Consider the following 13,868-nt stretch of genomic DNA (forward strand, 5'->3'; position numbering starts at 1 on the left):
GTCCTCTATGCACGTTCCACTTGTACAGCACAGATTTTAAATTCCGGCATCCGGCTCGTCGGGTCGAGCGCATCGTTCGTCAACACATTGATCGAGTGCTCATCTCCCCAATGGAAAGGGACGAAAACCGTGCGAGGCTGAATGCCTTCAGTTACCTTAACTTCGAAAACAAGTGAACCTCGGCGGCTTGTAAGCCGGATTTTGCTATCCATGCCAAGTCCGATTCGCTTTGCGAGCCATGGATGTATTTCCGCTACGGGTACGGGAGCTTTCTTATGCAGAGCTTCCGTCCGGCGCGTTTGTACGCCGCTCAAATAATGGTTGGCCAGACGGCCTGTGGTCAGAACGAATGGATACTCGCTATCGATCGGTTCTGCTGGCATTTTCGGCTGAATGCCGAATAACTTGGCTTTGCCATCCGGATGATGGAATTGTTCTGTGAATAAATGTGGTGTTCCCGGATGATCAGGCGTTGGACATGGCCAGAATAGCCCTTTTTCTGCTTGCAGCCTTTGGTACGTGATGCCGCTGTAATCCGCTTTCCCGCCAGCGGTTGCGGCTGCCAGTTCGCGAAACACGTCTTCGATGCCTTCATATTGAAAGTACATTCCGCGCCCCAATGCTTCAGCCAACTCGCAAATAATATGATAGTCGAGCTTGCTGTTACTTGGCAGCTCCATCGCTTTGGGACGATGGAATACTCGCCCCTCCAGATTGGTCATCGTACCTTCCGCTTCTGCGAAGGAAGAACCCGGCAAGATATAATGGGCGTAACGTGCCGTTTCCGTTTCAAACATATCCACAACAACAAGCAAATCCAGCTTTTGCAACGCCCGCTCTACCAAGCGATTATTCGGGCTTGAGACTAGCGGATTCGATCCAAGTACAATCAACGCCTTGATTTCACCTTCGTCGACCTTCTTCAGAAGCTCGTACGCGGAGACCCCTTTACCAGGAAGTTCGCTGGAATCAATGCCCCATATCTTGGCAACATGCTCGCGTGCAGCAGGATCTTCAATAGAGCGATAACCAGGCAGTTGATCGGCTTTTTGTCCATGCTCGCGACCGCCTTGGCCGTTTGCTTGACCGGTAACGGCGCCATAACCGCAGCCCTGACGCCCTATTTTTCCCGTGACCAGTGATAAATTAATATAATTCAGCGTATTCTCTACACCGTTCGATTGCTGCTCCAGCCCTCTTGCCGTCAGAACAATTCCTGTCTCGGCCTTAGCGAAACCCCGAGCAATGGTTCGAATCACAGGCTCCAGAACACCTGTCAGTTCCTCCACCCTCTCTGGCGTAAAAGATTTCACGGCTTCCTTCAAACTATCGATACCCGATGTTCTCTCTTGAATGAAGTGTCCATCGACAAGCTTCTCTTCCAACATGACATGCAGAAGACCATTAACAAACACAGAGTCGAACCCTGGCTGTAAGCGAACATGAATGTCAGCAACCTTCGAAGTCATCGTATTGCGTGGGTCAATCGTGACAATTACCGCGCCTTTTTTCTTCGCTTCAAGCAGATACGGCATCATGGTCGGCTGACATTCAGCAATGTTTGTGCCAGCTAGAATCAGGTATTTCGCATTCGGGATTTCGGACAAAGGCATCGACATCCCCCGGTCAATGCCGAAGGCTTGATTGGAGGCCGCCGCTGCGGAAGACATACAGTAACGGCCATTGTAATCGATATATTTACTTCGCAAAGCAACCCGAGTGAACTTGCCAAGCAAATAACAAACTTCATTGGTTAAAGATCCGCCGCCGTATACACCAATTGCATCTGCCCCATACTCCGCTTGCAGGCTTTGGATGCGCATCGCAATGTCGGCATAGGCGTGATCCCATGTCACCGTTCGCCAACGCCCTGACCCGCTAGTTGCCTTTGCCAAAGGCTCAAGAATGCGTTCTGCATGAAAAACATGCTCTAGCGCATTCAATCCCTTTTGGCACAGACGGCCAGTGGCGACCGGGAAGTTCGGACTTGGTTTTGTGATGAGACCTGATGTTTTGTCGCTTGGTATAATTTCCAGCCCGCATTGCATACTGCAGAAGCAGCAATGCGAGGAGGGTTGATCTCTCGGTATGGTCACTAATGGTGATTTCATGTTCGCCCCACCCTTAACAAGCCAATTCTTTACCTACCGGAAATCCTATGAAAACAGTTCCATCATGAACTTTCGTCGAATAGGTATGCACGCAGCCCGTATCTGGAGCTTGCACGAGACCAGAAGGCAGATGAATTTTACGATCATGCATGGGGCAGAAAACGTGCTCGTCACAGACAATACCTTCCGCAAGCACGCCTGCTTTGTGCGGACAACGGTTTTGAATAGCCGTCAGTTTGCCGCTTTTCAGCTTGAAAAGGGCTACTTCCTCCCCTTGATACCGAATCGTTCTGCCTGTGTTCACCGCTAAATCCTCATAAGATACGGCCTCAACCCAAATCATTTGCTCTTCTTGTGTCTTCATGGTCTTCTCCTCCTGAGTGATTTATTTAGGTTAGCTCGACGACTTCGTACAGATCGCGTTGAATTTTCTTGCTATCGATTGCTTGTTTCCAAGGGTCTTTCGTAACAGCAAGCGCTTGTTCAATCCGGTCGCATAGTTGTTTACGCTCTTCCTCATTTTCAACAACATCACGGATGTGCTCAATCCCCAAACGGTGTACCCATTCGCTTGTACGCTCGCCGTATTTACCAGTCTCGCGATAATATTGCAGATAAGCTTCGGTGTATTCAATAATATCTTGCTCTGTTTTCACGGTTGTTAGGAGCTCGCCAACGCGTACCTTCACACCGCCGTTTCCTCCGGCGTACAGCTCCCAACCGCCATCTACGGATACGATGCCTAAATCCTTAATGCCGGATTCCGCGCAGTTCCGGGGACATCCTGATACCGCCAGCTTCACTTTGGCCGGTGTGTTTAAGCGCTCAAAACGCTTCTCCAGTTCAATGCCGACCGCCATGGAATCGCCTGTACCGAACCGGCAGAACGTGTCTCCGACGCATGTTTTGACCGTACGTAAGGCTTTGCCGTAAGCATAGCCGGAAGGCATATCCAGCGCTTCCCACATCGCTGTAAGGTCTTCCTTTTTCACGCCAAGCAAGTCTAATCGTTGTCCGCCTGTGAACTTCACGGTTGGGACATTGAATTGCTCCGCTACTTCGGCAATCCGCTTCAATTCCGTCGGATTCGTTACACCGCCATAAATCCGTGGAACAACGGAGTACGTGCCATCCTTTTGAATATTCGCATGCATACGCTCGTTAACGAAGCGCGAAGTGCTATCATCCTTGTATGTTTCAGGGCTAATCATGCCCAGGTAGTAGTTAAGTGCAGGGCGACATTTGGAGCAGCCCTCTTCATTTTTCCATGCAAGCACGCTTATGACTTCACGGACATGCGACAAGCCTTTTTCGCGAATCGCTTCGACAACCTCATCCCGGGTATGTTCCGTGCAAGAGCAAATGGATTCTTTAGCGGCATTTTTGTCGTAGGAGGAGCCTAGCGTAAAGGCTAACAAATCACTCACAAGCGGTTTACAGCCGCCGCAAGAACGTGAAGCTGTCGTGCAGTTTTTCACCTCTTCAACGGAGGTTAGGCCCTGATCTTTAATCGCTGAACAGATCGCCCCTTTGGTCACCCCGTTACATCCGCAAATAATCGCATCGTCCTTCATGTCGGCAACACCTGAAGCTGCTCCGCCACCGCCTGCTGAATCCGTCAAAATCGCTGTCTTGGCCATCCCGCTGACATCGGTTTCCTCACGAATCATTTGCATGAGCCGCGTGCCGTCCGACGTATCCCCAAAGAGCACAGCACCGACAATTTTGTTATCCTTAATGACGACCTTTTTATATACACCTGTGAACTCATCATGAATGCGAATCGCTTTGGTTCCTTCTTCATCCACGAAATTCCCGCCAGAGAAGACGTCAACACCAGATACTTTCAACTTCGTATAGAGCACCGAGCCTTCATAAGGACCTGTTTCCACGCCTGCCAAATGCTTCGCTAACACAGCGCCTTGCTCGTAGAGCGGCGCAACCAACCCGTAGGCAACGCCACGATGCATCGCGCATTCCCCGACCGCGTACACATTGGGAACATTTGTTTGCATGTAGTCATTTACAATAATACCGGGATTGCATGCTACGCCCGAATTCTTGGCAAGTTCTACATTCGGCCGAATTCCCACCGCCATAACGACCAGATCCGCTTCCGTCATAGTGCCGTCTTTGAATTTTAAACCAGTAACCCGTTTATGACCGACGATTTCTGCGGATTGCTTCGCTAGCAAGAAGTTAATTCCTTGTTCCTCCAGAGCTGCTTGCAGCATTTTGGATGCTGTGCGATCCAACTGACGATCCATGATCGCGTCTGTGATATGAACGACATCCACTTTCATTCCTAAGTTCAGGAAGCCTCTGGCTGCTTCTAAGCCAAGCAAGCCTCCGCCGATGACAACCGCTTTTTTATACTTTTTCGCGGATTCCATCATGATTTCACAATCACGGATGGTCCTGTAGGCCATGACCCCTTCTTTATCTGCGCCAGGCATTGGAATCATAAAAGGATTGGACCCTGTTGCCAAAATCAATTTATCGTAGGAAACCGTTACGCCTTTGTCGCTCGTGACTGTTTGAGCTGCCGTATCAATTGCCGTCACTGTTTGGTTCGTATAGAGCGTTATATGGTTATTGGTGTACCATTCATAGGGGTGGATAACAATATCCTCCACTTTGGAATCTCCCGAAAGGACGTAGGACAGCAAAATCCGGTTATAGTTCGGATGAGGCTCACTCCCAAAAATAGTTACCTCATATTTATCCGGAGCAAGTTTAAGCAAATGTTCAACTGCGTTAACACCAGCCATTCCATTTCCGACTAATACCAACTTTTCTTTTTGAGCCATGGTCTCATCTTCCTCTCTAGTGTTTCTATCTCTATATCCCATTTAGTTATCCACACCCGTCCTGCTAAAAAAGGTCCACTTGGGAGCAGCAATCTACGCGATACTCCCAAATGGCAAATATGGGATATGGAGCTTAAGTAGCTCGATTGAACTACCAAAGACGGCAAGTCGTAAACGTCTTTGCTCATATTGCCTGCAGAAATGTGTCAGGCTGCATGAGCAAACACTTTACTTTCATCAGGTGGTGCTGCTGATCCTGTTGGTAACTCACCGCAGGACCAGCAGCTATACCTATTACCTAAGCATGCACGCTATCAATTGCTGTTGGAGATACTTTCACTTTGCCTCCATCGCCAATCCAGCTGCGCTTCCATTGCCCTTGCACAGATGCAATCAAAATAACGCAGCACACAGCGATTGCACTCAAGATAAGGAAACCTGGTGCGAAAGAACCTGTTGCCAATTTCACATTTCCGAGAATTTTAGGCAGGAAATATCCGCCTAAGCCGCCTGCAGCGCCGACAATTCCAGTAACCACACCGATCTCTGACTTGAAGCGTTGAGGCACAAGCTGGAAGACCGAACCGTTCCCCATGCCAAAAGCCATCATAGCCACGAATAACAAGACCGTTGTAACCGAAAGTGCTGGGAGTGTTGAAATCCCCGCCATCATCAGTGCGACAACCCCATATAATCCCATTAGCATCCGAATGCCGCCAACTTTATCGGCAAGCCAACCGCCTACAGGTCGGAAGAAGCTTCCACCGATTACGCAAAGGGTTGTAAAATCAGCAGCTCGGACCGGTGAAAGACCGTATTGTGTATTAAAGAAGATTGTTAAGTACGTGGACATTCCAACGAAACCGCCGAACGTTACGCTATATAAAATACAGAACAACCAAGAGTCCTTCTGTTTCAAAACCCTGCCGTATTCGGCAACCGTTTTGGGCGCTGGTTTATACGGGCTGTCTTTTGCCAAAATACTGAAAACAACCAACGTTATGGCAATTGGAATCATCGCAATACCGAACACCACATGCCAATCGCCATAATGCTGAGCAATCCGGTTAGCAAAGAGTGTAGCGAAGATCGTCCCGCTGTTCCCTGCTCCGGCGATTCCCATCGCCAAACCTTGATATTGCGGTGGATACCAGGAACTCGCTAACGGCAGTGCGGCTGCAAAGCTGGCTCCGGCGATACCGAGCATCAATGCCACGAAGTACATATCGCTCATAGTGTCAGCGAACTGCCATCCCCAGAATAAGGGAATTAAGGTTAGCGTTAGTCCGATTTGTCCAGTAAGCTTAGGACCAATCTTATCGGTCAGTACGCCCAGCACCAGTCGAAGCACCGCTCCACCTAATGTAGGCAAGGCAACGAGGTTCGCTTTTTCAGCAGCGTTTAAGTGGAAATCATTCGCAAGTACGACCGCCAGAGGTCCTAAAAGCACCCATACCATGAAGCTCATGTCAAAATACAAAAATGAACTAAACAAAGACCCTTTGTGTCCCACTTGCATAAAACTTTTCCGATCAACCATGTGCTTCCCTCTCCTTTTGTGAGGCTTTTCGCCTTCTTTAATCCCTATCCTGATTCCTGCCTGTCTGGACACCCATGGACAGAAAAGGCCGACAAACATACCCCTACATACATTGGGATGTTTGTCGGCCTCTTTGCCACTGCTGCCACATCTTCGTGAACAGCATGTTTCGTTAAATTTTGTAAAGTAAACATAAAAAGCCTATCCGGTTACGTATTTGTAAGGGGATAGGCGCCATTGCCTGCGTTAGGGGCACATCATTGTGCCGATTTCTAACTTGATTATAGTACGGCTTTACACTTATGTCAATAAACATAACATAAAAATATTTAACCATTCCATTTCATCTACTATATCGACAAAAAACAATTTCATATGCTATAGTAATGCCGTATAACCATTCATCCACCGAAGAAACCTCACATAAAGTTACCATAGAGTTATAAAGCTTACAACGATGGAGGTATTCAAATGTTGCAATCATTTATACTGATCGACGAGTTGAAGCAAACTCGCTCGGCTACCTCCTCCCCATCCACAAACGAGATGAGCCATTCTAATGGTACACAAGCATCCATGCCTGACGAGGTATTGAAGGACTTGGGCTTTCGCGTCTACACGGCATCTACGATCAAAGAAATTTCCTTCATCATGCCTAAAATTGATGCTGTTTTGTTAAGTGTAAGCTCCGATCAAGTGGAGGCATGGCGCAAACGCGTATTGGCTGAGCGCAGCCTTCCCCTCTTCTGGTGGTGTGACTCGCACACTTTTCCTTCTAATGAATGCAGAATGGATGCAGGTATAGATGGTTTAATCGGTTCAACGATGAGTCCGCTTGAAATTCACTGTGCTCTGCTCTTGGGCGTGAATCACTATTTTCATCGAACCGAATGGCAGCAGGAGCGCGAGCAGCTCCTCTCCAAACTAGAGGAGCGCAAATGGGTCGATCAAGCCAAGCGGATCTTATGCGAGATTAAAGGGATCTCCGAAGCAGAAGCCTACGACTTTTTGCGAAAACAAGCCATGAATGAGCGTAAACGTATGGTAGACGTCGCTACCTCCATCGTCAAGGTGTACCAAATACTACGAGATCAGAATCAAGGAGGCCGAAAACGATGATATCTTTACTAAAAGAAGTAGGCCGCGGAAAACGCGGAGCGAGAGATCTTTCGTATGAAGAGGCTTCCCAAGCAGCAGAACTCATGCTAACGGGCAGCGCTACTCAGGCTCAAATGGGCGCATTTCTTGTGGCTGAGCGTATTAAAATGGAATCGGCGGATGAGATCAAAGCCTTCATCCACGCGCTGCGTAAACGCACCTTTTCTTATCCGATACCTGGCAGCATGGACTGCGCAGGACCTTATGATGGTCGCACCCGTACGTTCATTGCGACACTGCCGACCGCATTCGTGCTTGCGGCTTGCGGCCTCCCGACTACGCTGCACGGAAGTCCGAGCATGCCGCCCAAATGGGGCATCACGCTGGCGGACGTGCTTGACGCGCTTGGCGTGCCGGCGCTAACCTCGTCACGCGAAGCGCTGGTGTCCGCAGCGGCACGAACAGGCTTCCTATTCGCGCCAACGGAAAGCTGGTGCGCACCGCTTGGCGAGCTGCGCGAACTCCGCAAGGAGCTTGGCTTGCGGACCGTGTTCAACACCGCCGAGAAGTTGCTTCGTTTCACGGAAGCCCCGTTCATGGCTGTCGGCGTCTTCCATGGCACGGTTTTCGAGAAAATTACGAATTTGCTCATTGAACTAGGGATCACGAGTGGAATCGTTGTGCAAGGCATGGAAGGCTCAGAAGATCTTACCATCGAAAAACGCACGAGAACCTATGTGATTCAAAATGGATCCAGTGAATTATTCATTGTAGATCCAGAAATCTATGAATTAATGGTTGAAGTGCCTGAAGTTGAATGGACGGCACAGCTGCAGGGTGAAACGGCTTTGGCCGTCTTGCGCGGAGAAGCTGAACTTCCTTACTTGAACATGGTGCTGCTGAACAGCGCCGTTCGCCTCTGGGTATCCCAGAAAGCCGGGTCCATCGAAGAAGGTATCTACATGGCCCGTCATGCGATCGAGCAAGGAACTGCTCTTCAGACATATAACGAATGGACAGAAGCCATCAAACCGGTATCTGCAACTTAATTAGTTGTTATAAGCCCTCTGCAGAAATTTTCTGCGGGGGCTTTACTGTTTTAAGCCATGACCGGGAAACAAATAAGCCCCTGCCCTTCATTCAGGCAGAGGCTGTTAGACCGGTATGTTTACTTACCGATGAACTGCTGGGTGAACATTTTACCGCACGGTCCTCCGGCAACAATACCGATGCCAATGTGCGTGTAATCTTTGCTCAAAATGTTCGCTTTGTGACCAGGCGAGTTCATCAAGGCCTCATGCGCGGCTTGTACCGATTGATTACAAGCGATATTTTCTCCTGCCGCGTTATAGGTAATACCGAATTTCTCCATCATATCAAAAGGTGAGCCATACGTCGGTGAATCGTGGGAGAAATATTTGTTATCCACCATATCCTGGCTTTTGAGTCTTGCTGTCTTGGTCAGTTCCGCATCAGCGGCTAGCGCAGCTAGTCCCACAGCAGCACGCTCCTTGTTCACCAAATCCAGCATTTGCTGTTCCTCTGCCGTCAGATCCGTGCTCGGCGGAGCTTCTGGTGCCGGCGGTGACTCTGGCTGCGGCGGTGGAGGCTCTGAAGGCGGCGGGGTTGGTGCCGGTGGCGGCGCCTGCTTTTTGGGAATTTTCAAATTCCCATAGGCCCATAGGATGGACTGCAGCGTCTGATCATCGACATTTCCGGTAACCGGAAGGCCATATCGGCTTTGAAACGCTTTAACACCTGATTGTGTTTGATTACCATAGTAGCCTGTAATAGGTCCGCTATAGTAACCCAGAGATTTCAGCATCCCTTGAACCGCATATACATCCGGCCCCTTAGCCCCTTTTCCATAGGCAAAAGCGGTCGTTGAGGTAGAGCAGAACAACGCGATACAGATTAGTATGATCCAGATATGCTTTTTCTTGCCATGAAACATGCGTTTACGTTCACTCCCTGTCGTCGTCAGTATCATTCGCCCGACACGGGCGATAGCCCTTAGAGTGACCTATTTTTTGGATTTTATCCATTTGCATGAATAATTCGCAATAAGATAAACAAGCATATCAGCAACGGCAGTTCAACGTGATTTTTAAATCGCAACGATCTCTTTGGTTTGTAAAATACTTAAATGAATGCGGTCTTGAGCGCTTTGCGTTAATCGGTTCATCAGGTCTGGTGTCTGCGTATAAATAGGCGGATTGTGCGCTGCCTTATAGTGGATAGGAATGAGGGTCTTGGCTCCAAGGATTTGTGCCGCCATAACCGCTTGTTCTGGTGTCAAACAGATCGGCTGGTCACTGTGAGGCGCAACGTGAGGAAATTGCAGAACGGCGCCATTCACCGGCAAACATGCGGCATCAAAGGTACCGTAAGTTTGAACCAGCTTCCACCAGTAACCATGCCATAACGTATCTCCTGCATGGATCATCTGCTTGCCATCTCCGCGCACGATCCAGGATACTTGCGGATCACCGGAGCCGTCCACGGATTGAGCCGCGATCAATGTAAATGGCCCGACGGTGAAGGTTTCGCCGATAGTAGCACCCGTTACGTGGTTTAAACCGCTGCTAGCCGCTAAATCCACGATTTCTTTAGGAACGAATACCGGAACGTCGGAGCCGTAAGCGGCAATGATGGCCTGCGGATCGAAATGGTCCGGATGTTGATGCGTGATCAAGACAGCATTGACAGGACCGAACGACTCCAAAGGAACGAATGGCTCTTTTGGCTCGCCAAGAATGGCAGGAAAATGATAGACGGGGTCGATGGCAATTGCGAAGCCTTCTAATTCAGCACGTATACCGGCCCAAGGAAGCTTTTGAATATTCATGTATGAGAACCTCTTTCTTTTTTTGGGATTTATATGAATGTTACCTTTCTGTATCTTCCCCCCGTAATTCCGTCGCAATGTCCAATTGGACGATTTCCTCGATCTCATTCAAAACCAAAATGTCGGATACCTGCGTTTTTTGACCAGATTGTTAATGATCAAAGCAATAAATACGATAAGCACAGATCCGATCAGTACTGGTGCAAACAGAAAGGACCAACTGCTGCCGCTTAGAATAACGACCAAAGGATCGGCGCCTGCAGGGGGATGTGTTGTTTTGCTAAGCATCATCAAGCCGATTGCCAAACCTACGGCAACTGCCATCACCCAAATACTTCGGCCTAAAAGATGAAAACAAAGCAGCCCTACCAAGGTTGAAATCAAGTGCCCCCCGATAATATTGCGCGGCTGCGACAATGGGGCATCCCAGAGACCGAAAGCCAACACACAGGTTGCACCAAATGGAGCCATGATCCAAGCATTTGCGGTCAAATCCGTTAGGAACGCTAAAAGAGCGATCGCGATAAATCCGCCAATCGAGCCGATCAGCGCATTCTTTGGAACGACTTTTAATGGACTTCTGTCCTTGCTTCTCATTTTCAGCCAAAATCCTGCCTCATCGATTTTGTTCATTCACTCACCACCTTTATTTAAATTACTAGTTAACTAGTTATATAATTAAATACTCTGCGTGTCAACTGTTTTTTTGTATCAAAACCTCCTCTAGATTGTTGGATTCCCACTGAATAAGCGGTATAATATAACTAGTCAACTATGAAAAGAGGTTATTTGTCGTGGAAGAAGATAAAACATATTTCCTTCAGGTTAATCCCCAATTGACCTTTAACGTAAATACACAAATCAAAGAACAACTGAAATGGCTAATCGGAATTGAACAAATGGAGGCTGGCGATATGCTGCCAACTGCAAGTCAATTGGCGGATGAGCTCGGCCTCAATCGAAATACGGTCAACTGGGTATACAACCAACTGCGCGACGAGGGGCTTGTTACGATGCAGAAAGGGCGCGGTACGCAGATCGCTGGTGGGCTCGAGACCAACCATCTCTTGGAAGAACGGAAACCCATGCAGCAGCTTTTGAACAATACGATTCGTGATGCCGCGGCAATGGGATTTGATTTGCAATCATTTTTCATCGCTGGTCTTGCCTACTCCTTGCTGCAGCCCCCTTCCCCAGTTGGCAAGCTGCGAATTTTACTGGTGGAATGCAGAGGACATGACTACCCTTTTTATCGCCAGGAAATCGAACGAGCAACCGATGGTGAAGTAGAAACTTTATTTCTCGATGATAGCTCCCTAAATGATGATGTCGTAAGGGAAGCCGCCCTGCGTTCCGATGTCGTCATCACAACCTTGAATCATGCCGAAGAGACCAAAGCCATGTTTGCCCGCTTCGACAGTAAAGTTATTGTAATCGGGGCAATCCTTGAAGCCTCTGAGCTGCTTGAGATCGCCAAGCTGCAGGCAGGTACCCATGTCGCCTTCGTTTGCCTGGGAAGAACAGGCGGAGAATGGATGGCGGGCCGCATTCGCGAAGCAGGGATTAATCAGCTTCATGTTGAGATTGTGGGGATGAACGAACTCGAACGTTTGAATAAGGCCTTTCAGCACTCGAACAAAATATATGCCTCTGCGGCCGTATTTTCTGAACTGAAGAAGCTGCAACCTGATAAAACGCTGCTATTTCCAATGAAGTTGGAACAAAGCAGCGAGAATTTATTGCATGAAATTGCGACGCAAATGAAATAAATCCCCTAGATAGGGATTCAATTAATTGTTGGGGATGAAACAGAAAGGGGGGAACTACAGGACGTTAATGGGGCGATACCAGGCGATTGGAGGCTTGCAGCGGAACTACAGGGCTTTATTTCTGCTAAAAACCTTACATTGAGGTCACAGTAAGGGGAATAAAGGATCATAGTTCCCATTCACGGAGCGAATCCGTTCATTCCTAAGGAATAGCGGATCGTAGTTCCCCTTCCCCTAGCTCGACAGCTGCTATGAGCCGATTTATGTGCAATTATTTATTAGCGCCATTGTTCATTGTTATTGTGTTCATGTACCATTGACAGCAACCCCATTTTCAAGTAAAGTTTAATTATACTTAGTACCTGGTACTAATACTTGATAATAAAGGAGCGAGCTTCTCATGCCTGTCTCGAATCCCCTGAATGCCCGTATCTCAGCAATAGGCAGCTATGTGCCTTCGCATATTTTAAGCAATGCCGACCTTGAAACCATGGTGGAAACCAACGACGAGTGGATCGTTCAACGCACAGGAATGCGGGAACGCAGAATCGCCGCGGCCGAGGAATTCACAAGCCATTTATGTATAGCTGCCGTCCAAAACATGCTTGACAGATATCCGGAATCGCTGAGCGGTGTAGAGTTGATCATTGTCACTACGCATACGCCAGACCTGCCTTCGACACCAGTGGCTTGCATGATTCAAGCTCACTTCGACCTCCCTGCTGTCGGCGCCTACGACCTTAACGCCACCTGCGCAGGGTTCGCCTATGCGGTTCATACCGCAAGCGGATTAGTCGCGGCAGGTTTGCATCGCAAGGTGCTCGTGGTCGGCGGAGACGCGATGTCCAAAATCACCGACTACACGGACCGGTCGACCTGCATTCTCTTCGGCGACGGCGCCGGGGCGGTGGTTGTGGAACGCGAGGATGAGCATCCGGCATTCCTAGCTCATCATGTTGGCTCAGACGGCTCCGGCGGCAAGCATGTTTATCGCACCGGCCTGGCAGAGCAGTGGCAGGACATACCTCTCACTGGCGGCGGAAAGCTCGTCCAGAACGGCCGCGAGGTGTACAAATTCGCGGTATCCACGGTACCGGAAGGTATTGAGCACTTGCTATCCAAGAGCGGGCTTTCACATTCCGAGATTAATTGGTTTGTCCCGCATAGCGCTAACCTGCGGATCATTCAATCGATTTGCGAAAAAAGTGAAATTCCTTTCGAGAAATCTCTATACAGCCTAGAGTATTACGGCAATACCTCTGCGGCTTCTATTCCTCTGGCGCTTGATCTAGGCGTAAAAGATGGCAGAGTGCAGGCAGGCGATACGCTCCTGCTATATGGTTTTGGTGGGGGACTTACACACGCTGGAATTATTTTGCGTTGGGGATAACGTGATTAGCTAAACAAAGGAGGCGGCAGCCTGCCAAGCCCGAATGTTCAAGCTGCCGCCTCTTGCTTAAGAGGCTGAATATTGATGGTCGAAGCCTTGTTCAAAACCTTTGTGAAAACCATCCATATACCCTCTGTCGTATCCATTGTCAAAGCCCTTATCGAAGCCTCCTCTATGTGTAAGGAGCGCTTTGGCAGGGCGATTTCTCTTTCTCAGGAGCACTTTCTTGCCGCGAATCGGCTTCGCTTTCCTGAGAAGCTTTCCTCTTGGCTTTCTGCGTACAGCAGACTTCGCTTTCATAG

At 48.9% G+C, this 13,868-nt stretch carries 12 protein-coding genes; 4 read left to right on the forward strand and 8 right to left on the reverse strand.

The window, feature by feature from the left end; translation table 11 throughout:
- Window positions 1–5 precede the first annotated feature (5 nt).
- The 4 genes from AC58UW_RS24835 to AC58UW_RS24850 form a co-directional block, all read right to left on the reverse strand.
- Window positions 6–2,111, reverse strand: a complete 2,106-nt coding sequence (locus tag AC58UW_RS24835; protein ID WP_497423249.1) for a molybdopterin oxidoreductase family protein — start codon at window positions 2,109–2,111, stop codon at window positions 6–8.
- 13 nt (window positions 2,112–2,124) lie between these two features.
- The gene (gene nirD / locus AC58UW_RS24840; protein ID WP_497423250.1) at window positions 2,125–2,475 is read right to left on the reverse strand and encodes a nitrite reductase small subunit NirD; all 351 of its coding nucleotides are present in this window, start codon (window positions 2,473–2,475) and stop codon (window positions 2,125–2,127) included.
- Window positions 2,476–2,500: 25 nt separating this feature from the next.
- Entirely contained in the window at window positions 2,501–4,921 is a 2,421-nt protein-coding gene (nirB, locus tag AC58UW_RS24845) for a nitrite reductase large subunit NirB (protein WP_497423251.1), read from the reverse strand.
- Between the two features lie 298 nt (window positions 4,922–5,219).
- Entirely contained in the window at window positions 5,220–6,461 is a 1,242-nt protein-coding gene (locus tag AC58UW_RS24850) for a nitrate/nitrite transporter (protein WP_497423252.1), read from the reverse strand.
- Between the two features lie 471 nt (window positions 6,462–6,932).
- On the opposite strand from AC58UW_RS24850, the gene AC58UW_RS24855 reads away from it, so the two are divergent.
- Together AC58UW_RS24855 and AC58UW_RS24860 are read left to right on the forward strand one after the other, a co-directional pair.
- The gene (locus AC58UW_RS24855) at window positions 6,933–7,580 is read left to right on the forward strand and encodes an ANTAR domain-containing response regulator (protein WP_497423253.1); all 648 of its coding nucleotides are present in this window, start codon (window positions 6,933–6,935) and stop codon (window positions 7,578–7,580) included.
- Complete coding sequence (locus AC58UW_RS24860) at window positions 7,577–8,608, forward strand: anthranilate phosphoribosyltransferase (protein WP_497423254.1); 1,032 nt, start codon at window positions 7,577–7,579, stop codon at window positions 8,606–8,608. Before AC58UW_RS24855 ends, AC58UW_RS24860 begins: the two co-directional genes overlap by 4 nt.
- Before the next feature lie 119 nt (window positions 8,609–8,727).
- On the opposite strand, the gene AC58UW_RS24865 is transcribed toward AC58UW_RS24860, so the two are convergent.
- From AC58UW_RS24865 to AC58UW_RS24875, 3 genes are all read right to left on the reverse strand, one after another.
- Window positions 8,728–9,549 (reverse strand): peptidoglycan-binding protein, encoded by an 822-nt coding sequence (locus tag AC58UW_RS24865; RefSeq protein ID WP_497423255.1) that lies wholly within the window; start codon window positions 9,547–9,549, stop codon window positions 8,728–8,730.
- Window positions 9,550–9,666: 117 nt separating this feature from the next.
- Window positions 9,667–10,407, reverse strand: a complete 741-nt coding sequence (locus tag AC58UW_RS24870) for an MBL fold metallo-hydrolase (RefSeq protein ID WP_497423256.1) — start codon at window positions 10,405–10,407, stop codon at window positions 9,667–9,669.
- 108 nt (window positions 10,408–10,515) lie between these two features.
- The gene (locus AC58UW_RS24875) at window positions 10,516–11,040 is read right to left on the reverse strand and encodes an HPP family protein (RefSeq protein WP_497423257.1); all 525 of its coding nucleotides are present in this window, start codon (window positions 11,038–11,040) and stop codon (window positions 10,516–10,518) included.
- Between the two features lie 161 nt (window positions 11,041–11,201).
- On the opposite strand from AC58UW_RS24875, the gene AC58UW_RS24880 reads away from it, so the two are divergent.
- Both AC58UW_RS24880 and AC58UW_RS24885 read left to right on the forward strand, forming a co-directional pair.
- Complete coding sequence (locus tag AC58UW_RS24880) at window positions 11,202–12,176, forward strand: GntR family transcriptional regulator (protein WP_497423258.1); 975 nt, start codon at window positions 11,202–11,204, stop codon at window positions 12,174–12,176.
- Between the two features lie 400 nt (window positions 12,177–12,576).
- On the forward strand, window positions 12,577–13,566 hold the full coding sequence (locus tag AC58UW_RS24885; protein ID WP_497423259.1) for a ketoacyl-ACP synthase III: 990 nt from the start codon (window positions 12,577–12,579) through the stop codon (window positions 13,564–13,566).
- A 66-nt stretch (window positions 13,567–13,632) separates the two neighbouring features.
- Here AC58UW_RS24885 and AC58UW_RS24890 read toward each other — a convergent pair whose 3' ends face one another.
- On the reverse strand, window positions 13,633–13,866 hold the full coding sequence (locus AC58UW_RS24890; protein ID WP_497423260.1) for a hypothetical protein: 234 nt from the start codon (window positions 13,864–13,866) through the stop codon (window positions 13,633–13,635).
- Between the last annotated feature and the right edge of the window lie 2 nt (window positions 13,867–13,868).

This window comes from Paenibacillus sp. J22R160 (genome assembly GCF_059692135.1).